This window comes from Peribacillus phoenicis (genome assembly GCF_047238085.1).
Lineage (GTDB): Bacteria > Bacillota > Bacilli > Bacillales > DSM-1321 > Peribacillus.
In genome coordinates, this window is sequence record NZ_JBDFMF010000001.1 from 547,895 (window position 1) to 568,531 (window position 20,637).

Consider the following 20,637-nt stretch of genomic DNA (forward strand, 5'->3'; position numbering starts at 1 on the left):
CAAAGAATTTTTTCACAATTATTTTATTCCCCTTTGTAAAATTTAACTTTACTAGTTTACTATGGAGAATAGCTTTAAAATAGAGGTACATTGTGGAAAGGCATTTCTAACCTTCGTGTGGGTTGAATTAATCCGTTCGTGGGTCGAATTAATTCATGTGTAGGTCGAATTAATCCGTTCGTGGGTCGAATTATTTCACTGAAGGACGAATTATTCCGTATGAAGGACAATTGATTCGTAAGTAGAAGGGGAGAGTTAATATGTCACATTTTGCATTACAGTTTTATGGTTTTAACGTATGGGCAAATAATCAGATTTTCAACCGCTTAAAAGAGATTCCAAAGGATGTTTACCATCAAGAAGTTCAAAGTGTGTTTTCATCGATATCGAGTGTGATGGCCCATGTGTATCTTTCCGATCTGGGTTGGGTGGAGGTTTTTTCCGGTAAAAGCATGAACCATGCGTTGGAGCTGGCAGAACAACTGAAGGAACAAACAGAGTCAAAGGAATTGGAGGAAATGGAGGCCATGTTTTTTGAGTTGTCCGGGCGGTACAAATCGCTGCTTAGCCAAAAAGAAAATTTAGATAAGCCTCTTATAATTGAGAATCCAGCTGGCGGTCAAATGAAAACAAGTGTTGCCGAATTGGTTCCGCATGTCGTGAATCATGGAACATATCATCGCGGCAATATCACAGCCATGTTGCGCCAAATGGGATATGCCTCTACTTCGACGGATTATGGTCTTTATTTGTTTTTAAAAGGGGAGTAACTGGATTTCAATTGCTAACTGCCGGGACTGTTAGCCTGACATTGAAAAATTGGCAGTCCTGTTCTTAAAGTGAGGCCACCTGTCATTTTGAAGATAATGAAATCCTATAAATGTGAACAGGTTAACCGGTTTTTACTGGTTGACCTTTTTTACGTTTGCAGCTGGAAATGACTTGTACATGACATTTGTCATCTTCTAGTCATGACACCTGGTACTAATAATTTCAGGTTGATTTCTTTATACTATGTAATAACGACAAATAAAAGGAAGTGCAATTGAATAATGACCTTGCAAAATACGAAATCCTTGAAAAAACAAATTGCTCCTTTTGAACAATCAACGACAAAGCAAAGTATATGGCAGATCATCAATACCTTGGGGCCATTCATTATTTTATGGTACCTGGCATATATAAGTCTTTCCGTTTCTTATTGGTTAGCTTTAATACCAGCTGTGATTGCTGCTGGCTTCTTGACAAGAATATTCATCATTTTTCATGATTGTACGCATCATTCGTTTTTCAAAAGCCGCCGTGCGAATAGAATAGTCGGGACTATCATGGGTGTTTTGACTTTATTCCCGTTTGATCAATGGGGACATGAGCATTCGGTGCATCACGCAACAAGCGGTAATTTGGATAAGCGGGGTACAGGGGATATTTGGACCCTTACTGTCGATGAGTATTTGGCTGCACCGTTTAAACTTCGTTTTGCCTATCGTTTTTATCGCAATCCATTGGTTATGTTTGGTTTGGGACCAATTTATGTATTCCTTCTTAAAAATAGATTTAACCGTAAAGGTGCTAGAAAGAAGGAAAAAAATAATACGTATTTGACGAATGCATTAATCGTCGTTTTAGCGGCATTGCTTTGCCTTGCAGTAGGCTGGCAGTCGTTCCTTCTGGTACAAGGTTCCATTTTCATGATTTCTGGTTCAGTCGGCATTTGGCTGTTTTACGTCCAGCATACATTTGAGGACTCTTATTTTGAAGAAAATGAGGAGTGGGAATATGTATTGGCAGCAGTGGAAGGAAGTTCTTTTTATAAGCTTCCAAAACTGATGCAGTTCCTTACTGGTAATATCGGTTACCATCATGTTCACCATTTAAGTCCAAGGGTACCTAACTATAAATTGGAAATGGCGCACAATAATACGCAGCCTTTAGAGAACGTTCCAACGATTACTCTTGCGACAAGCTTGCGCTCACTCCGTTTCCGTTTATGGGATGAGGAATCCAAGAATTTTGTCGGTTTCAAAGATATAAAATATTTAACGAAAAAAAGTGTTCCCGCTCAAGTGAAATCTGAACTGTAACGTTCATGTATCATTCCAGACTCCCTTAATAATCCTCGGATTTGGGGGAGTCTTTGCTTCATATAAGGAACTCGATAAAGGAGAGAACTTAAAATGATTCGAATTGTCATTGCAGAGAATCAGCAAATGCTGTTAGAGGCAATAAGTTCTCTACTCAATCTTGAAGAAGATATAGAAATTGTCGGGCAAGCGGGTAATGGAGAAGAAGCGGTGGCTCTTGTACACCAATTACAGCCTGATGTGTGTATCATGGATATGGAGATGCCTGTAATGAGCGGACTTGAGGCAGCAGAAGCATTAAGGTCAATTGAATGTAAAGTGGTCATTTTAACGACATTCCGAAGGACTGGTTATTTTCAACTCGCAATAAAGGCTAATGTAAGTGGTTATTTATTGAAGGATAGCCCGGGTGAAGAGTTAGCTTGCTCGATTCGCAGCATAATGGATGGCAAGCGAATATATTCCCCAGATCTTATAGATGAGTCTTCCAGCAATAATGGCCGGGAAATGGGAGTGTTAGGTTTGTTAGCCGATGGTCAATCAAAAATTGAGCCGTCTAATCAGCAAAGCGGCACAATTGGGACAGTAAGGAAATATTTTTCCACCATCAAGGATAAAATGAAGTTACCGGCAGGTTAGATTTGTTACTTAATTCTGTTGACACGTTTTTTTTAATTGTGTACGATGGATTAAATTATAATATTGAAAATTCTGTGATGAAGAGAGTAGTTCATTTTGAAATGGAAAGCGAGTTAGGGATGGTGGGAGCCTAATGCAGGACGGATGAATGAAGCGCACTTTGGAGAAATTTCTTGAACCGTTTAGTAGGGAATATCGGGGAGTCACCTCGTTAACAATGGAAAGTGGTCACAATTTGTGGCAACTAGAGTGGTACCACGGGAATTCATGCTCTCGTCTCTTATTTAGAGGCGGGGGCTTTTTTGTTTAGGAGGGAAAATGACGATGAATAAACCAATTGCAGAAATGATTTCAACTGCTCTGAACAATGAAATGCCAGCAAGTGAAATAGAAAAATTAATGGAAAAGCCAAAATTGATGGAATTAGGTGATGTTGCCTTTCCATGCTTTACTCTTGCGAAAAAATTCAAAAAGTCGCCTCAGGTGATTGCGTCTGAAATAGCCCAACAATTAAATAGCAAGTTGATCCAAGAAGTGAACGTTGTGGGTGGTTATCTGAATATCTTCGTCAATCAACAGCTGGTGACGGAAAACGTGCTGCAAACGGTATTAAGTGAAAAGGATCAGTATGGTTCGATGCAGCCTGTACAGGAAAATGTCGTGATTGATTATTCCTCCCCGAATATTGCCAAACCTTTTTCCATGGGGCACTTACGCTCAACGGTCATAGGGAATGCACTGGCTAACATCGCCGAAAAAAATGGCTACAATGCCGTGCGTATTAATCATTTAGGAGATTGGGGCACGCAATTCGGCAAGTTGATTGTCGCGTATAAGCTGTGGGGCGACAAAGAGGCGATCGAAGCTTCGCCGATTCAGGAATTATTGAAGATCTATGTGAAGTTCCATGATAGAGCCGAAAGTGATGAATCGTTGAATGAACAAGCACGCGCAAGCTTCAAGTCGCTTGAAGATGGGGACGAGGAAGCACTAGCATTGTGGAAATGGTTCAGGGATGCGTCTCTAAAAGAGTTTGAGACGATTTATGATTTATTGGGCATCCGTTTTGATTCCTATGCCGGCGAAGCGTTTTACAATGACAAAATGGATGCGGTTGTCGGGGAACTAAAAGAAAAAGGCTTACTTACCCTATCCGAAGGTGCCTATGTCGTGCAATTGGAAGATATGCCGCCTTGTTTGATTACGAAAACGGATGGTGCGACACTTTATGCCACGCGTGATTTAGCTGCCGCCATGTATCGTAAAAAACAGTATGAGGCGAAGAAAACATTTTATGTTGTCGGAAACGAACAATCCTTGCACTTTAAACAACTCTTTAACGTCATTGAAAAAATGGGGTATGAATGGGCAAAGGATTTGCAGCACGTAGCATTTGGCATGATGTTAAAAGACGGTAAGAAAATGTCGACACGTAAAGGGAAAGTCGTGCTCCTTGCGGATGTATTGGCAGAGGCGATCGAAACTGCGAAGCGCAATATTGAAGAAAAAAATCAAGCGCTAGAACAGAAAGAACTGGTTGCAAGACAGGTCGGTGTCGGAGCGGTAATTTTTAATGATTTAAAAAATAACCGCATGAACGATATTGATTTTTCATTAGAGCAAATGATGAATTTTGAGGGGGAAACGGGTCCATATGTACAGTACACATATGCGCGAATTTCCTCATTGCTTGAAAAAGGTGAATTTAACGAGCAGGCCATCACTTTTGACGCTTTAGGTGAATATGCGTGGCCAGTCATCCAGCTGCTGGAGCAATATCCGAGCATTGTCCAAAAATCGTTTGAACAAGCCGACCCGTCACAAATCGCGAAATTCAGCTTGCATTTATCGCGTGCATTCAATAAGTATTATGCACATACAAAGATCCTAGTTGAAGATGAATGGAAACAAATGAAACTCTCATTCGCTTTTTCCGTAGCGATTGTATTGAAGGATGCGCTAAGTTTATTGGGAATTTCCGCGCCGAAAAAAATGTAAAGTAAAATGAAAGAATCCATTTTGAACTTTCAAAATGGATTCTTTAAAATCTTACTCGATGACATCGAACCATAAGGGAGATTTATCATCAATTTCACCGTTATAATTGATCGTGATTTCTTCGCCAGCCTTTATGTCTTTATGTGCATAAAAGTCTATTGTTAGATCATCTAAATTATTATCATACGTAGCATTCGGAGTGTATGAATGATTGAATAGTGATCCTTTTCCTAAGGCAATGGCCGTTTCATCGTCATCTCCCCAATGGAAACAGTGATGAAAGAGTGACGTTTTCTTTAAATATTTCCATTCGCTTTTCGGTGAAATGATGACAGGTGATGCCTCGATGAGTTCATCCTTTTTAATATCCCTTACCGCATATATTCCCCTCCCATATTTCCCCGTATTTTTTATACAGATTGGTGATACGGCCTCAATGGCTTTTTTCCAGTCCTGCTTGGCTTTCAGTTTTGTTTCATCTAGGTCACCAAGATGCTTATTTAAGTAATCACTGCGATTGCGAATGAATTCGAAGATGAATTCCGGTTCCTTGTCAAACAGATCCACTTTATTCTTTTTATATGGATCAAGAAGGATATGGGGGCGTATCGCCTGGTGCAGTGATAATACTTTATTTTCCATGTGATTCACAGTAAATGTGGTTTCCATTTGTTCAACCAAGAGGTCTTTGTAGAACTTACGGTATTCCGGAACCTGCAATAGAAGATGACTTAAGTGATTTGTCCTTTTTCCTCCAATAGGGACGTATGTGTGCTCCATGATCCCGCCACTGACTTTGCGTCCCCAAGTGGCATCATAATCCCAAGGAATGATTTCAAATAAGTTTGTTTCACTATTGCGATATAATGCATAGTTATGAGTGAAACCGTCGTTATTCATTGTACATACAGCTCCAGCCAACCAGCGTAAGTATTTATGGATATCAAGATGCTGCGAGACTTCTTCTGGAAATTTGGCAAGCGGGGTGGTATTGATTTTTCTGATCAATTCAATAAGGTATTCATCGTCGGACTGTTTTCCAAACGCTTGTTTATAGCCTGATACAAGGGAATCTTTCGGTTTCCCATCCCTTTCCAATGAAAAATTGGCACTATTGTTGACTGCATAATAAATGGGGCCGGCAGGAAGTCCTCTTTTTTCCAAAAAGAATTCATCAACGGACTCCAGTTGTAAATATACCCCTTTACAAGAGCCGTTACGGTATAAGTCAATATGCTGGCTATAGGGGGAAAGAACTCCAAGGTCTTGGAAGTAATCGAGTGAGAGTTTATTACGAATGAGGGAAGGATCTTTGTATTCGGCATTGAGATGGATTTTGTGGGCGCCAAAGAATTTTTCTGGGTCGATGAAATCAATCCAATAGGATCTTTTCCGGAATTTTCGGGTATAAGAGCCCCGATAGGCAATATCGATATCATAAATGTCGTTTTCCACTTTCAAATAGGCGGGAATGGGGTCATTACTCCATACGTCCGCACGTAAATCTTCCAGATCTTCTTCTTCAATCATTAAGAAATAAGATGGAATATGATAAGGCATACACTCACCTTCCTTTCTTGAAGATGTATTAAGGTCAAGCGCAAACATGTAATGTATGAAAAAATTCAACTTAATCAACCAGAGATTGATTAAGTTGAAGCATCTAAGAATTAACTACTATCTTCTTCTTTTTTTCTTTCCACATCCAGTGGAAGTACTTGAAGTAGATGTTTTGCAAGTAGATGTTTTGCAAGTGGATGTGCTGCCAGTGGATGTGCAGCCAGTGGATGTGCTACCAGTGGACTTGCTACCAGTGGACTTGCTACCAGTGGACTTGCTACCAGTGGACTTGCTACCAGTGGACTTGCTACCAGTGGATGTGCAGCCAGTGGACTTGCTACCAGTGGACTTGCTACCAGTGGACTTACTTCCAGTGCACTTGCTACCAGTGGATGAGCTACAGCTGCTGCTGCTGCCAGATGAACCGCATTTTCCTTTTTTTCCCTTTTTTCCTTTCGCCATAAAGACCCCTCCTTTAATAAGGTTAATTACATGATATGCAGAATGGTACAAACTTGAACGTTGGTTAACGACAAACGGGCTAATAAAAATGGCGGAGAGTAAAATAGTAATGTAGAGTTATGGCAGGACAATTCAATTAGGGTGTCCGCCTTTTCTGAAATGAAAAATGCCCCTTACTCCCAAATGGGAATAAAGGGCATGTACCGTGAACATGTCACGGCGATCATGAATTAATAAGCCAAGCTGAATAGGGCTTTGATGTGTGATAGATAGCGAACATTACTTGCTTCTTTCATCAATGTAGCCGGAAGACCTTTAAGTGATGTGTTATTGGCCCCAACCGTTGCCACCGCATCCTTACGGCCAAGGCTCGCAAGTGTACCTGAGTTTACAGGTGAAAATGCTTCAAGTTTCTTGCCTTCAAAGGCTGCAAATAGGTTGTAACCAACAAGCTCACCCATTTGCCAAGCATTTTGAGCAGTAGGAGCGTATGGACGGCCGCCTTCTGGAGGGAAAGCAACGGCACTGTCCCCGACGACGAATACGTCTTTATGGGATTTGGATTGCAAGAACTCATTAACGGTTGCTTTGCCGCGGTCCACTTCAAGGCCTGATTCGCCTACGATAGGAAGAGCCGCAACTCCGCCTGTCCAAACAAGCGTATTGGCCGTTATCGTTTGACCATCTTTCAATTCGATTTGATTGCCTTTAACACCGGTTACAGGCAGACCTGTCAAGAATTCAACTCCGCGTGCTTCCAGGCTTGTCATCGCACGTTCGATTAAGTGGTCAGGCAGGACTGGAAGGATTTTTGGACCAGCTTCCACAAGCTTGATTTTCAAGTCCTTGAAGTCCACTCCGAACTTTTTGGCGATTTTAGGGAAATGATCCACGATTTCACCGATTAGCTCAACGCCCGTCAATCCGCCGCCGCCGATTACGATGGTTGCGTCCGCTTCATTATTTGTTTGTGCATATTCGCGAATGCGATCTTCGATATGTTTGTAGATCTTGTTTGCATCATTTACGGATTTCAAGACCATGCTGTTTTCCTCAAGTCCCGGAATGCCGAAGAATCCTGTTTGGCTTCCCAAAGCAACAACCAGGGCATCATAAGATAAAGTGGAACCATTGGCAAGTTTCACTTCTTTGTTATCGACTGAGAAAGACTCCACTTTGGAAATGACAAGGTCGATATCTTTTCCTTTGAAAAGCTTTTCCAACGGAATGGAAACGGCTTGTTCGGAAATGGATCCGCCTGCAAGACGGTGCAATTCGGTGATGATTTGGTGCGTTGGAAATTGGTTCACCACTGTAACCTGCACTTCATCTTTTTTGTAATATTCACGTACGGATAAGGCAGATAGCAATCCAGCGTAACCCGCACCTAAGATGACGATTTGTTTTGACATAGTTAATCCCCCGTCCTTACTGATTGAAAGTTTATCAAATTATTTTTGGTTTTTACGTTCTGAAGAGACTTCAAGAAAAGCTTGGGCGAAACGGAAAAGCTTTTGTGCTTGCGGATCTTTCATCATTCTTAACAGACCAAAAAGACCGATCACATCAGTATTCGCTTCTGCACGATCCTTAGCTTCAATGGCATTAGCCGCAAGCCCTTTCACTGAGCCCACTACAGGTGTAGCGATCTCCGAAATGGCGCTTACCGTATCATTTTTCAAAACATCATCAGTCGCAACCGATTGAGCGAAATCATAAGACTTTGTTAAAATATTCACTAACTCAGTCAGTTTTGGTAACTGCTCAACTAAAGTGTTCAATGATTCCTGAACCTCAGGCTTTAATAATTGGTCCAGTACATCTAATTGTTTTTGGCGGGCATTAAGTTGTTCAGTTTGTGATTGGGTAATCGTTTCTGACATATCCAATTCTCCTTTGCAATAAGCATTTTGTTGAGGTAAATAGAAAAACTTGTAAAATATTACACAATGTGTGACAAGAAAAAATACTAACAAAAATGTAATAAATGCTATCCTATAGTATATCCCTTTAGTGGCTTGAAAACAGCTGATTTTTTAAAAAAGATTCATAAAATAATCTTTTCCTGCTTATTTTAAGTACAGATTCTAATGGGGTATCCCAGAATTTACCTAAAATGAACTTTAAGAGGGTGTCTAACATCGAAGCCTGTCATACATATTTCCATCTTGATTTGCCATCCTAAATGATGGAGGTGAAAAAATGTGACTGATTCAGAATCTAAACTTACAGAAGAGAATAATGATAAGAAGCTTCATAAACTGGTTGGCAGTATGGAATATACAAAAGCACAACTATTGGAAGGTATGAATGGAATTTCTGAAGTTTACCTCAAAAACAGTGAGGAAGGCACATCGGAAACACCTGATAAATAATATTATTGTGTAAGCATAGCGAAACAGTTATGCTTACTTATTTTTGTAATAAATCCCACTCTTATTTCTCAAACTACAGTTGTTTAAATATTCTAAAAATACACTTGACTTTATCATGAATTGACGTAAGATAAAGTATATAGCCATGGTGTAAACAAGTAGAAATTCTACTCTGCCATCGCCTAAAATGGACTCGGTGACTTAAAAGATGAATCTATAAATAACTGTCGAATCTAATAGACTTCGCCGCCCAGCGAAGCTAAACCTAGATCAAAAACCAGTTATATCAATTATTTCTTATTGATATGACTGGTTTTTTTATTTCATCATTCATCTTGTTCCGTTTTTGGCCTAAGAAAATCCAGCGGCTGGCTGATACTCTTTCACACAGTTCTATTAATCGGTGCAATGGGCGCAAGGCAAAGTATTTTAAATCTTGTAGCAGGGGTGGGAGTTATATGATAGGTACGAAGGATACTAGGCTGGCAATTGATGTAGGCGGAACTTTTACGGATGTGTTCGTTTTTGATGAAAGTACGAAGGAAATTTCAATTACGAAAACGTCGTCGACTCCTTTGAATCCAGAGATCGGTATTTTGGATGGAATTGCGAAAGCGGAAATAGATTGTGAAAATATTAAAGTTTTTTCCCATGGCACAACAGTGGGCACCAATGCCTTGATTGAAAGGAAATTGCCAAAGACAGCATTGATTACATCCGCTGGCTTTCGGGATGTAACGGAAATCCGCCGAGGAACCAAGCTTGAGTTATGGGATACATATGATGATGTAGCCAAACCGTATATCCAAAGAAGAGACCGTTTTGAAGTGGAAGAACGCATCGACTTTGCAGGGAATGTCTTGACGGAAATCAATGAAGAGGAAGTACGGTCACTGGCAAGGAAATTAAAAAGACGCGGTACCGAATCCATTGCGGTTTGCTTCATGAACGCATATGTAAATGGAAGCAATGAGGCGAAAGTAAAACGAATCATCCAGGAGGAACTCCCGGATGTTTATATATGCATTTCAAGTGAAGTCCTTCCTGAGATTTTTGAGCATGAGCGCATGAGTACGACGATCGTCAATGCGGTTTTAGGACCGACTGTCAGCAACTATATTAAAACCCTTGAAGGTGAAATGACTAAACGGGGATATGAAGATGACATATTAGTGCTTCACTCCGGCGGAGGGGTAATGACATCCCAAACCGTTCCCCGTTATGCAGCAAGACTTGCAAGCTCCGGCATCGCTGCAGGTGCGATTGCCAGTAAACATATCGCCCAGCTTTGCGGCTTTAATAATGCCATTGGGCTGGATATGGGGGGAACGAGCACCGATATTTCCTTGATGCATGAAGGTGATTTACGAATTACGAAAGATTGGTATATCGAGTATGGATATCCGATAGGGTTCCCAAGCATTGAAATCTTGACGATAGGAGCAGGAGGCGGAAGTTTAGCTTGGGTGGATGAAGGCGGTTCTTTACGCAATGGCCCTCAAAGTGCAGGGGCGGTTCCTGGACCTGCTTGCTATAGCAGGGGCGGAGTGGAACCGACCAATTCCGATGCCAATATTGTCTTGGGACGGCTTGGCACCAAACTATTGGATGGACAAATGGAACTGGATAAACAAAAAGCGATTGAAGTCGTGGATAAGATCGCCAAGAAATTTGATTATACGATTGAAGAAGCGGCGAACGCCATCACACGGGTGGCCAATGCCAATATGTGTGATGCCCTAAGGCTGATTTCAGTCAGACGGGGATACGACCCGCGCGACTTTGCACTTGTGGCTTTCGGCGGGGCTGGGCCCTTGCATGGAGCGTACTTGGCCAAGGAAATGGAAATCCCGACCGTCATCATCCCGCCGCATCCGGGTGTAGCCGCCGCAATGGGATGCCTGTTGGTCGATGTTCGTCATGATATCTCAAAAACCTATGTCAAGAACGTCAAGGATGTATCGTTAAAGGATTTAGAGAAGGAATTCATCGGAATGGAAAAAGAGGCCGCGGAGTTATTGCAAGAAGAAGGGGTCGCTAAAGAAGCTTCCACATTGATGAGATATATTGACATGAGGTATATGGGACAGTGGCGTTCATTGGCGATAGAAGTCGATTGCCCGATTTCTTCTTTGGAAGAGACCCTTGACCGTTTCCATCAAGAGCATGAACGCGAATTTTCTTTCTTCGATAAAGAACAGACCGTGGAAATTTACGGACTGCTCGTTACGGCTATCGGAACTGTGCCAAAACCTGAATTCCCGACTTATGAACCTGGAGGCACACTTGCAGATGCCTTGAAGGAAACGCGTGATGTCTATTTTGAAGAAGAGGGATATGTAAATACGAACGTCTATAACCGGGAACTCATTCCGGCCTTTTCAGAAATCACGGGCCCTGCCATAGTGGATCAGCTTGATACAACGACTGTCATACCACCAAATTTCACGGCAAAAGTTGATAAATACAGAAACTTGATTCTTTCCCAAAATAAATAAAAAGAGGTGGATTTCATTGTCGAATAAACAGTTAGTTGGCCAATCTGGAGTTGGAACAGGCTTAGATCCGGTGACATTTGAAGTGATAAAAAATGGCTTCGTTAACCTTGTAGATCAGATGGCGGAACAAATCCTTCGGACATGCTATTCCTTCGTCATTTATAATCGGGATTTCAGCTGTGCTCTTTGTGATGCAGAAGGAAATACAGTCATGCAAGGGACGCAGGATATTTCGGTCCATGTAGGTACATTGCATCTAACGGCAAAGGCGGTAATAGAGGACTTCAAGGGTGATATCCATCCTGGGGACGTATTCTTGGTCAATGACCCGTATCGAGGCGGCACTCATTTCAATGACACACGGGTCCTCTTGCCTGTCTTCCATGAGAACAAGCTCATTGCGTTCATGCAGACGAATGGACACTGGGCCGACATGGGGGGATCGACACCTGGCTCCTTTGATATCAATGCCAAGGAACATTTCGGCGAGGGGGTAAGGATTCCGCCGCTTAGGATTTATAGTAAAGGAACATTTTTAAAAGATGTGGTCAATGTGCTCGCTTTGAACATGCGCGTCCCTGAAGAACGTGTCGGAGATTTGCGTGCTCAAGTGGAAGCGGCCAAAGTAGGGGAGCGCCAGTTGTTTGCCATCATCGAGAAGTATGGAATCGATACGACTTTGTCCGCCTTTTCGGAAGTGCAGAATTATGTGGAGCGCCTGGCCAGGGCCAAGGTTGCTGCTTTACCGAATGGAACCTGGGAGACCGTTGATTATATTGATATGGACCCGGAAGCCGGAGACGGTCTGATTCCAATCCGAGTTAAGATGACCATCACGGATGACGAGATCCTTTATGATCTTTCTGGATCGCATTCTTATATCGGCTGCTTTTTGAATGCCGGTTTCGGAGCATCTTTATCAGCGGCATACTCAGGAACCAAGACATTCTTTCCTGAAATACCCCTGAACTCCGGCTTTTACAGAGTGGTGAAAATCGAACTGCCGGAAAACTCCGTAGTCAATGCCCCGGCACCGATTGCCGTAACCGGTTTTTGTTCAGGGGCCTATGAAAAAATCATGAGTGCGTGCTTCGAACTCTGGTCCAACATCATGCCGGAAAGAGCGATCGCATGCTCATTTAACCTGGAGTATTTACTTATCGGCGGTTGGGATCAACGCCAGGAGCAGGATAAATACTTCATGTGGTACGACTGGATGGCAGGCGGTCATGGAGGCCGCTATGATCGGGACGGTGTGAACGCCACTTCGCCGACATTCGGTTTGGGACTCAGCGTACAGCCATGCGAAGGACAAGAGAGATTGTCGCCAGTCGTGACGATGAAGCATGAAATCATTACCGACTCTGCCGGACCGGGTAAATACCGCGGTGGTTGCGGTGTAGAAAAGGGCGGTACACTCACCAATGTCAAAAACACGGTCATGTCCTATTGCTGTGACCGTTCCCGTTCAATAACATGGGGGATTTTTGGAGGGCTTCCTTCTTCCCCTCATGGAGCATGGCTGAATCCCGGCAAGGAAGACGAACGATATTTAGGTGCGATTTTCTCAAATGTAAAAGTACAGCAAGGGGATTCCTTTGTGCGTCCATCCGCTGGGGGCGGGGGACTGGGAGATCCGCTTGAAAGAAGTCCCGAAGATGTTTTGGAAGATGTTATCGATGAGTATGTTTCAATTGAGCGAGCTAAAAAAGATTATGGAGTCGTGATCAAGGAAATCGATAAAGATATCGATTTATTCGAAATAGATCTTGAAGCAACGAAACAAGCTAGGGCTTATATCAGAAACAACCGCAAACAATGGCTTGAGGAAAACATACAAACCGTGGAAGATAAATTCGCCAAGGGCGAGCTAGATAGTCTCGATGTCATTCGCCAGTATGGTGTCATCATCGATTATGCAACGAATAAAGTCCTGCCAGAATCAACAAAACAGTTCCGTGAATCCATGAAAACCCGTTCATTGGCTTATTGGAAGTAACGTGAAAATCATTAGGGAACCTTAGACTGCAGACGAACTCGTCGAAAACGAGTTTGCCTGCAGTTTTTTCCTTTAAAAAAGGTTCAGTTGATTTCAGAAATCCGCTCCCTTTCCGCCGAATGCCTGCGGAAAGCGAGTGTCTGGAGCGGAAATCACCATCCAAATTGTATAGGTTCCGAAGACATTCTTAATGGAAACCCATCAATTCCTTTACATGTTTACAATTATCTTTTGAAGTGAGCATTTCCAAGAGCGTAAAGGCAACATCGAATGCTGTGGAAGGATTGTAGGATGTAATGATATTGTCCGTGACGACAATCGGTTCATTCACCACAATCGCACCATAATCTTTTAGCTGGCCCTGTCTCTTACTGGTTGGATGGTTGTACGTAGTGGCCTTTCTTCCGTTCAAAATCCCGCTTTTTCCTAGTGGGAGAGAACCTACACAAATGGTTGCTATGATTTTGTTCTTATTATGAAAATAATTGATTACATCAAGAAACCTTTGATCATAGGCATCCTCATAGAAACCGGCTTCTTCAAAACCTCCTGGAATGGCCAAAGCATCGAAGTCATCAAGGTTCACTTCATCGATAGTCAATTCGGGCTTCACGATGAAATTCCATGTGCATTTCAATTGTTCATGTAGTCCAACGGTAACCAGATCAGTGGTACCATCACCCTCTAATTTATTCCAGCCCAATACATCTGTAAACACACTCGCTTCAACCGCTTCGAATCCATTGGATAGCAGCAGCAATACTTTTTTCATAGCAGAAACCCCCTTATATATATTGTGTTAATTATATAAAAAGCAAATTTCCTGATACATACGATTAATTACGTAATCATTCCTTTTCTATTTATTTTATAATGTATTTGAAAGGAATCAGTTAATAATAAAAAGTAGGGGTGATTGAATTGGATCGAACGGATAAAAAAATAATTTCCTTACTGGAGATTAATGGTCGAATGTCCATGAAAGAACTGGCACATGAAGTTTCCTTAACGGCTCCAGCAACGAAAGAACGTGTGAATAAATTAGAGGAAAGCGGAGTGATAAAAGGTTATAAAACGGAAATATCCCTTGAAAAACTTGATAGAAGCATAACGGCATTCATATTATTCGAAACGGATCGATGCAAAGACTTTTATCAATTCAGCTTGAGCCATCCGGAAGTTTTGGAATGCCACCGGTTAGCCGGTCAATACAGTTATCTTATTAAAATAAGTACATTTTCCATGGAAACGCTGGAAGACTTCGTTGATGAAGCCATTAAATATGGGAAATCGTCCACCCATCTGATATTCTCTTCCGCATTGAAAAATGTTTTTTCAGGAGATGAGATGTAACCGGCTTAACCATTTACTTGCCACCTTTTTAATATATGATCAATTAGCAGGAAAAAACTCCACCAATATAGAAAGTAAATAGTAACAAAAATCACAGTTGGATATTCAAAAAGGGAGTGGAGAAGAGTGAGTTTTGTTTATGACGAAGATAAAATAATGGAATTCCTTTTGCAGAATAAAAGTGAGTTTGAAGAATATCTTTTATCAGCAGCAGTCAATGTCAGGGATAAAATCGAAGAAATTTTACTGATTGGAAATGTCGACCTTTTGAATAATGCACATAAGCTCATTCGATATATAGTGGAACAGAATGAAACGGAAATGATTGCATTTGCCGAAAAAGAGGGAGTTACGTGGGCAACCCACTCCTTGACGCTTTCATTCAAGCTGGAATGGATTCAAGCCCTTCGCAGAACGCTTTGGACCTTTCTTTATAAGTTTGAACAAGATAAGAAAGCGTTTATTGAGGATTCCAAGGTCTTTTTTGAATTAGAGAAAAGAGTGAATGAAAGTGTTGATGTTTTTCTTAAATCCTTTTTCGTCAGTTACTCTGATTATAAAGACAAATTGATTCTCGCTCAGCAAAACTTGGTGGAAAATCTATCCGTCCCTATCATTCCCGTTACTTCCACCACCTGTGTCCTTCCGTTAATCGGGACAATCGATCATTCACGAATACAGATAATCGAAGAAAAAGTATTGATGGAGATAGGTAAACTGCGGATACAGACATTGATCTTGGATTTGTCCGGTATCATCGAAATAGAAGTTGAAATGATCGATGATTTGATGAAAATCCTCGATGGAACGGCAATGATGGGGTGTAAAGCTGTGGTGACTGGATTACGCCCAGAGGTTGTTACGAAAATGATCCGTTCAGGGATTCAGCTCGATAAAGCAGAAACAAAGGGTACACTGCAACAGGCTTTGAAGGACTATCTTGTAGTTACCTAAATCGTGAAGTGGGAGTCGCCATGTTTTGCTGACTTTTTTTTGTAGGTAATTTGGAATATTAAGGAAGTTTATTTGCGGTTTTATCTTATTAAAATAAGTAAATGGAATGGGGAAAGGAAGCTCCGAACAGAACTGAATCTTGGTTCCAGAAATCAGCTCCCTTTCCGACGACTGCCGACAAGCCTCATCAAAGCAAGCATCAAGAGGGTCTCGTCTAGCCAGTTATCGGCAGGAGTGTCGATTTTTTTAATCATGGTTCGGGGTGAATCTATTCCGAACCCCCAATTGTTGATAAATTCAAGAAAATCCAGTTTTCCTACAGTTTTTTCTAAAAAAACATTCCATTTGATCTCGCCGGAGACTTTATTCGACCGCTGCCGGAGTTATTCGACCTATCCGGCAGTATATTCGACCGCTGCCGGAGTTATTCGACCTACCCGGCAGTATATTCGACCGCTGCCGGAGTTATTCGACCTACCCGGCAGTATATTCGACCGCTGCCGGAGTTATTCGACCTATCCGGCAGTTTATTCGACCTACCCGGCAGTATATTCGACCGCTGCCGGAGTTATTCGACCTGCCCGGCAGTATATTCGACCGCTGCCGGAGTTATTCGACCTACCCGTCAGTTTATTCGACCGCTGCCGGAGTTATTCGACCTATCCGGCAGTTTATTCGACCGCTGCCGGAGTTATTCGACCTGCCCGTCAGTTTATTCGGACCGTTCACAAATTTATTCGACTCCACTTCATTTAGTCGGATTCCGGAGCATTTGTCTTGCGGTCCAAGCATTAAATCGCGCTCCGATTGTTTGCAAAGCCCTCATCAAAGCAAGCATCAAGCGGGCCTAGTCTAGCCAGTTATCGGAAGGGATTTTGCGAATTTCCTCAATGGAGGTTTTTTTGTTTCACTTCAGTAAGGAATAGACATATGTATCATGAGGAATACCGTTTTGGTAAATATAACTCCTTAATATTCCTTCCTGGATGAAGCCCAGCTTAAGAAAGAGCTCACTTGATGGCTGGTTTTCAAGAAAAACGACCGCGCCGATGCGGGTTAAATCAAGGTCGTTGAAACCGTAAGCGATAATTTCTTTAAGAGCTTCTGACACAAATCCTTTGCGCCAATGTGCAGGATGAATTTCATAACCGATTTCCGCTCGTCTGTATTTGGGACTGTGGGCATGAAAACCGATGGTGCCAAATCAATTCCTGGGTATCTTTTCTTTCAATTCCCCATCGTATCGCTCGTTTTTCACGGTGGTTTTTCGCAAAAGATGCTACAATATCCTTCGCCTGTTCGACATTTTCCAATGAGTCCTAGCCATAAAAGCGGGTGACTTCATCTTTTGATAAACATTGGAAAAGAGCTTCCGCATCACTTTCATGAATTTCCCGTAAGCGTAACCTCTCCGTGTTCAATAAAGGAAACATTTTTTTCTCCTCCTATATCAGTTTTATATCCATTCGGGCTCCGCGAAGGTTTTTCCTTTATTATGAAGTGCCTTTTTTTTCGGTAATTTCTGTGGTAATCGGACAAGCTAACATTAGATGCATTAAACAGTTCAACATGAAAAAAAGCATTAATGAAGGGGAGATAGATCATGGGAAAAAAACACCGCAACCGTATCGCTTCACCGAAAAAGAATAACCATATTCCGAAAGCGGATATCATTGCAGAACATGAAGCGCACGGTAAAGAATACTCAGCGAATAAACGAAAGAACGGTCCTGGCTCCAATACAGATTGATTAAACTTAGTGACCGCTCTAGCCTTTAAGGGCAGGGCGGTCATTTGTGTTTCTTGCCATCAAAGGGTTCATCCTTTATCTTAAAGAATGAAGAACCATTGAAGGGAGTTAGGATGATGAAAGCACTTGTCTTTGATGATTTCGGCGGGCCGGAAGTTCTGTCTGTAAGGGAAATTGCAGAACCTGAACATTCAAAATCAGCCGTGATCGTTCGAATGAAAGCAATCGGATTGAATTTTGCTGATGTATATAGAAGGAAAGGAAATTATCATTTGGTGGGTGATCCCCCATTCATTCTAGGGTATGAGGGAGCAGGGGTCATCGAATATGTCGGGGAAGATGTCCATCATGTGAAAGCAGGAGATCGTGTCGGGTTCGCTGATGTTCCCCATGCAAACGCGGAGCTGGTTTCAGTTCCAGCTGATAAACTGTTACCGCTGCCTGAGGGCATTTCCTTTGAAACGGCCGCTTCCGTTTTACTTCAAGGATTGACTGCCCAATATTTAACTCATGACAGCCATCCGGTTAAACAAGGGGAAACCATTCTGGTCCATGCCGCTGCAGGGGGAGTCGGTCAATTACTGACACAGATGATCAGGATGAAGGGCGGTCAGGTCATTGGCTTGACCTCATCGAATGATAAAGCGGCTGTTGCCAAGCAAATGGGTGCGGATCATGTTTTCCTTTACGGATCGGACTGGGTGGATTCCATTAAGGATGTAACCGGCGGTAAAGGTGTTGATGTTGTTTATGAATCAGTGGGCCAAACCTTGATGGATAGTTTCAGTGCGGCCAAGACTGGAGGAACTGTCGTATTTTTTGGGATGGCAGGCGGTGATCCAGAAAAAATCGACCCGAGAATGTTAATGGATACATCCAAGGCATTAATTGGGGGTGACCTTTGGAATGTCCTGACTACCCATGAAGAACGGACAAGAAGAACAGCAGAGCTATTCCAATGGATTCTGTCAGGGGAAATCCTCATCAAAGAACCGACTCTTTTTTCGTTGGAAAATGGGGCGGATGCACATCGACTTCTTGAAAGCCGGAAAAGTTCGGGGAAAATATTATTAATACCATAGCAAATCATGAGGGCTTTCCATTCTAAATGGGGGCCCATTTCTTTTGGTGGTCTGCCGAGATTCAACCCCTTATTCATACTGATGATCAGAACATTTTTCAGTTCCTTTATATAGACCCATTCTAAGACCCTTAGAATAACTCCATAATAAATACCCGTGCCCTTACAGGGGTTATGGCTTGCTGTCAAAACAACTTGATGACCAAGTTGGCTTATCTACAAGATCCATATGCAACACACGAATTCAGAGGAGAAATCCACAATGGGCCAATCACCAAACAACAATCGTCATTCTTCAATTCACAGGCTTTCGTTACAAGCAAAAAAAAGAGAACGGATCCGTTCTCTCTTGGAAAACTTATGAATAGCCATATTAGGGAATGAAGAGAAGATCGAGACGCTCCTTTTGAATCGCGAAATAAGATTGGAGGGTTTCCTTTTTCTTTGTGAGAGGAAAGTTCCGGACAGCCGGGGCCACTGCATGATTGCCGAATTTAAGAACCAAGGTCAACAGCCTATCCAACTGGCCATATGTATCGTTTCTAATGTGAGCCATATATTCGGCAGCAACCTGCTTACAATCATCGGTACTTTTCCTTTTTCCTTCTGCCCGTAAATCTTCGGTCACTGTCTTTACACGGGAAATGAGCCATGTATCGCACCAGTCGTTCAGTACATTGCGGATGAAGTCTGCTTGCTGGTACTTATGGAGAATGGGCTCGATATGTTTTGCCATTTCCAAATCATTCACTACCCGGCGAAGAGCTTTCTCTGAGATGTTTCTATGAAAATGGACGCGTTCAAGCAGGCTTTTGATGGATTCTGCCTGGTGGGCATACTTGACCATCTGTTCCAATGTTTCATTGTACATGATCTTGCTTAAATAAGCAGAGGCTTGTTTTGGGGCAAGAAGCAACTGCTTATTGGCAGGAAGCGCCTGGCCAAATTTCTTAAGAGAATGAGAATAGACGAAACGGGCTAACTTCTGCAGTTCCTTTTGGATATCATTGGAGATGTTTGTCGCTTCTTGCAGAAAGGAACGGAAAATATATTTACCGACCCGTTCCAATTCCCTGCATACAGAATCATTGATATGCCCAAGGTAGCCAGAGTTAAAAATCGTTCTCCGCAATAATGCCCGTTCCGCCCTATTTTCCTTATAGTGCTCCAAGACGCCTTCGGTAAAGGTGAACACCAGAACTTCTTTCTTTGAAAAAGCTCTGCTCGCAAATGAAATCGTCACGATATGGCCTAAAGCGTCATGGATGGCATCGATTGCATCCAATAAGCGCTGCCTTGTGAATAGCGAGCTTGAATCAGGAATGATTTCATTATAATCGAATAGTACTTCTTCAGACTTCAAAACGGACATTCGGAAAGCACCCATAAGCAGCAGCCGTTTTCCATGAATCGTTAAGGTTTTGAAAGCATCGCTATATAAGAAACGGTATTTCTTGCAATAACGGTCCGTCTTCCTGTTATAGCCAAGATTACTTGCAGGACCAAGGTTAAACTTATATAAAACGTCTTCACCTTGATGAACGGGCACAAACACTTTTTTTAATGATCCTTGTGGTGCGGTGAATTTATTGACGATCTGCCTTAAGTATTTTTCTGTCGTTCCGACTCCTCTGGCCATCATATGAAGCGGGCTCTGGATGACCCCGTCCCAGTCACTGTGGAGCAAGGCATACAAACACGTATCGAATTCAGTGGAAGATACATTCCTTAATAGGTATTGGTAAGTTTCTTCATAAATCATAAGGCTTCGTCCCCTTTGGCATGCATCCTTTTCTAGAGTCTATATAAACAATAAATCGGTAAAAGTAGCATCGTTGGTGTAAATTGTATTGGAAGTTTTTTGCCGTTATTTCGATATATTTA

General features: G+C 42.2%; 17 protein-coding genes, 2 pseudogenes and 1 other annotated feature. Of the genes and pseudogenes, 12 read left to right on the forward strand and 7 right to left on the reverse strand.

The window, feature by feature from the left end:
* Positions 1–260 precede the first annotated feature (260 nt).
* The 4 genes from ABC374_RS02805 to argS all read left to right on the forward strand — a co-directional run bounded on the left by ABC374_RS02805 (position 261) and on the right by argS (position 4,721).
* The gene (locus ABC374_RS02805) at positions 261–770 is read left to right on the forward strand and encodes a DinB family protein (protein WP_350301439.1); all 510 of its coding nucleotides are present in this window, start codon (positions 261–263) and stop codon (positions 768–770) included.
* A 282-nt stretch (positions 771–1,052) separates the two neighbouring features.
* The gene (gene desA, locus ABC374_RS02810) at positions 1,053–2,084 is read left to right on the forward strand and encodes a Delta(5) desaturase DesA (RefSeq protein ID WP_350301440.1); all 1,032 of its coding nucleotides are present in this window, start codon (positions 1,053–1,055) and stop codon (positions 2,082–2,084) included.
* Positions 2,085–2,177: 93 nt separating this feature from the next.
* Positions 2,178–2,723: a response regulator gene (locus ABC374_RS02815; RefSeq protein WP_413015784.1), complete on the forward strand. Its 546-nt coding sequence runs from the start codon at positions 2,178–2,180 to the stop codon at positions 2,721–2,723.
* Positions 2,724–2,788: 65 nt separating this feature from the next.
* Positions 2,789–3,007 (forward strand) — a binding site (T-box leader).
* 34 nt (positions 3,008–3,041) lie between these two features.
* Complete coding sequence (argS, locus tag ABC374_RS02820; RefSeq protein ID WP_413015786.1) at positions 3,042–4,721, forward strand: arginine--tRNA ligase; 1,680 nt, start codon at positions 3,042–3,044, stop codon at positions 4,719–4,721.
* A 51-nt stretch (positions 4,722–4,772) separates the two neighbouring features.
* Here argS and ABC374_RS02825 read toward each other — a convergent pair whose 3' ends face one another.
* Together ABC374_RS02825 and ABC374_RS02830 are read right to left on the reverse strand one after the other, a co-directional pair.
* Complete coding sequence (locus ABC374_RS02825) at positions 4,773–5,189, reverse strand: SET domain-containing protein (RefSeq protein ID WP_413020254.1); 417 nt, start codon at positions 5,187–5,189, stop codon at positions 4,773–4,775.
* Positions 5,190–5,201: 12 nt separating this feature from the next.
* Positions 5,202–6,281: pseudogene (locus ABC374_RS02830) on the reverse strand (CotH kinase family protein); the annotation flags it as partial.
* Positions 6,282–6,375: 94 nt separating this feature from the next.
* On the opposite strand from ABC374_RS02830, the gene ABC374_RS02835 reads away from it, so the two are divergent.
* A complete protein-coding gene (locus ABC374_RS02835) occupies positions 6,376–6,777 on the forward strand; it encodes a hypothetical protein (RefSeq protein WP_413015788.1) in 402 nt (133 codons plus the stop codon).
* 196 nt (positions 6,778–6,973) lie between these two features.
* Here ABC374_RS02835 and ABC374_RS02840 read toward each other — a convergent pair whose 3' ends face one another.
* Entirely contained in the window at positions 6,974–8,155 is a 1,182-nt protein-coding gene (locus ABC374_RS02840) for an NAD(P)/FAD-dependent oxidoreductase (protein WP_413015790.1), read from the reverse strand.
* Positions 8,156–8,194: 39 nt separating this feature from the next.
* Positions 8,195–8,626 (reverse strand): helical membrane plugin domain-containing protein, encoded by a 432-nt coding sequence (locus ABC374_RS02845; protein WP_101224421.1) that lies wholly within the window; start codon positions 8,624–8,626, stop codon positions 8,195–8,197.
* Between the two features lie 321 nt (positions 8,627–8,947).
* Here ABC374_RS02845 and ABC374_RS02850 point away from each other — a divergent pair, with 321 nt between their 5' ends.
* The 3 genes from ABC374_RS02850 to ABC374_RS02860 all read left to right on the forward strand — a co-directional run bounded on the left by ABC374_RS02850 (position 8,948) and on the right by ABC374_RS02860 (position 13,615).
* Complete coding sequence (locus ABC374_RS02850; RefSeq protein ID WP_155726503.1) at positions 8,948–9,118, forward strand: hypothetical protein; 171 nt, start codon at positions 8,948–8,950, stop codon at positions 9,116–9,118.
* 458 nt (positions 9,119–9,576) lie between these two features.
* Positions 9,577–11,616 (forward strand): hydantoinase/oxoprolinase family protein, encoded by a 2,040-nt coding sequence (locus ABC374_RS02855; RefSeq protein WP_413015793.1) that lies wholly within the window; start codon positions 9,577–9,579, stop codon positions 11,614–11,616.
* Between the two features lie 16 nt (positions 11,617–11,632).
* Positions 11,633–13,615: a hydantoinase B/oxoprolinase family protein gene (locus tag ABC374_RS02860; protein ID WP_413015795.1), complete on the forward strand. Its 1,983-nt coding sequence runs from the start codon at positions 11,633–11,635 to the stop codon at positions 13,613–13,615.
* A 187-nt stretch (positions 13,616–13,802) separates the two neighbouring features.
* Here ABC374_RS02860 and ABC374_RS02865 read toward each other — a convergent pair whose 3' ends face one another.
* Positions 13,803–14,387 (reverse strand): DJ-1/PfpI family protein, encoded by a 585-nt coding sequence (locus ABC374_RS02865; protein WP_350301447.1) that lies wholly within the window; start codon positions 14,385–14,387, stop codon positions 13,803–13,805.
* Positions 14,388–14,536: 149 nt separating this feature from the next.
* Here ABC374_RS02865 and ABC374_RS02870 point away from each other — a divergent pair, with 149 nt between their 5' ends.
* Complete coding sequence (locus ABC374_RS02870; protein WP_413015797.1) at positions 14,537–14,968, forward strand: Lrp/AsnC family transcriptional regulator; 432 nt, start codon at positions 14,537–14,539, stop codon at positions 14,966–14,968.
* Between the two features lie 126 nt (positions 14,969–15,094).
* Positions 15,095–15,922: an STAS domain-containing protein gene (locus tag ABC374_RS02875; protein WP_413015799.1), complete on the forward strand. Its 828-nt coding sequence runs from the start codon at positions 15,095–15,097 to the stop codon at positions 15,920–15,922.
* Between the two features lie 907 nt (positions 15,923–16,829).
* On the opposite strand, the pseudogene ABC374_RS02880 reads toward ABC374_RS02875, so the two are convergent.
* Positions 16,830–17,355 (reverse strand): annotated as a pseudogene (locus ABC374_RS02880) (GNAT family N-acetyltransferase).
* Positions 17,356–17,525: 170 nt separating this feature from the next.
* Here ABC374_RS02880 and ABC374_RS02885 point away from each other — a divergent pair.
* Together ABC374_RS02885 and ABC374_RS02890 are read left to right on the forward strand one after the other, a co-directional pair.
* The gene (locus ABC374_RS02885) at positions 17,526–17,672 is read left to right on the forward strand and encodes a hypothetical protein (protein ID WP_100298038.1); all 147 of its coding nucleotides are present in this window, start codon (positions 17,526–17,528) and stop codon (positions 17,670–17,672) included.
* A gap of 116 nt (positions 17,673–17,788) precedes the next feature.
* Positions 17,789–18,754: a quinone oxidoreductase family protein gene (locus tag ABC374_RS02890; RefSeq protein WP_350302799.1), complete on the forward strand. Its 966-nt coding sequence runs from the start codon at positions 17,789–17,791 to the stop codon at positions 18,752–18,754.
* Positions 18,755–19,126: 372 nt separating this feature from the next.
* Here the strand turns inward: ABC374_RS02890 and ABC374_RS02895 are convergent, their stop codons facing one another.
* Positions 19,127–20,515 (reverse strand): hypothetical protein, encoded by a 1,389-nt coding sequence (locus ABC374_RS02895; RefSeq protein WP_413015801.1) that lies wholly within the window; start codon positions 20,513–20,515, stop codon positions 19,127–19,129.
* Between the last annotated feature and the right edge of the window lie 122 nt (positions 20,516–20,637).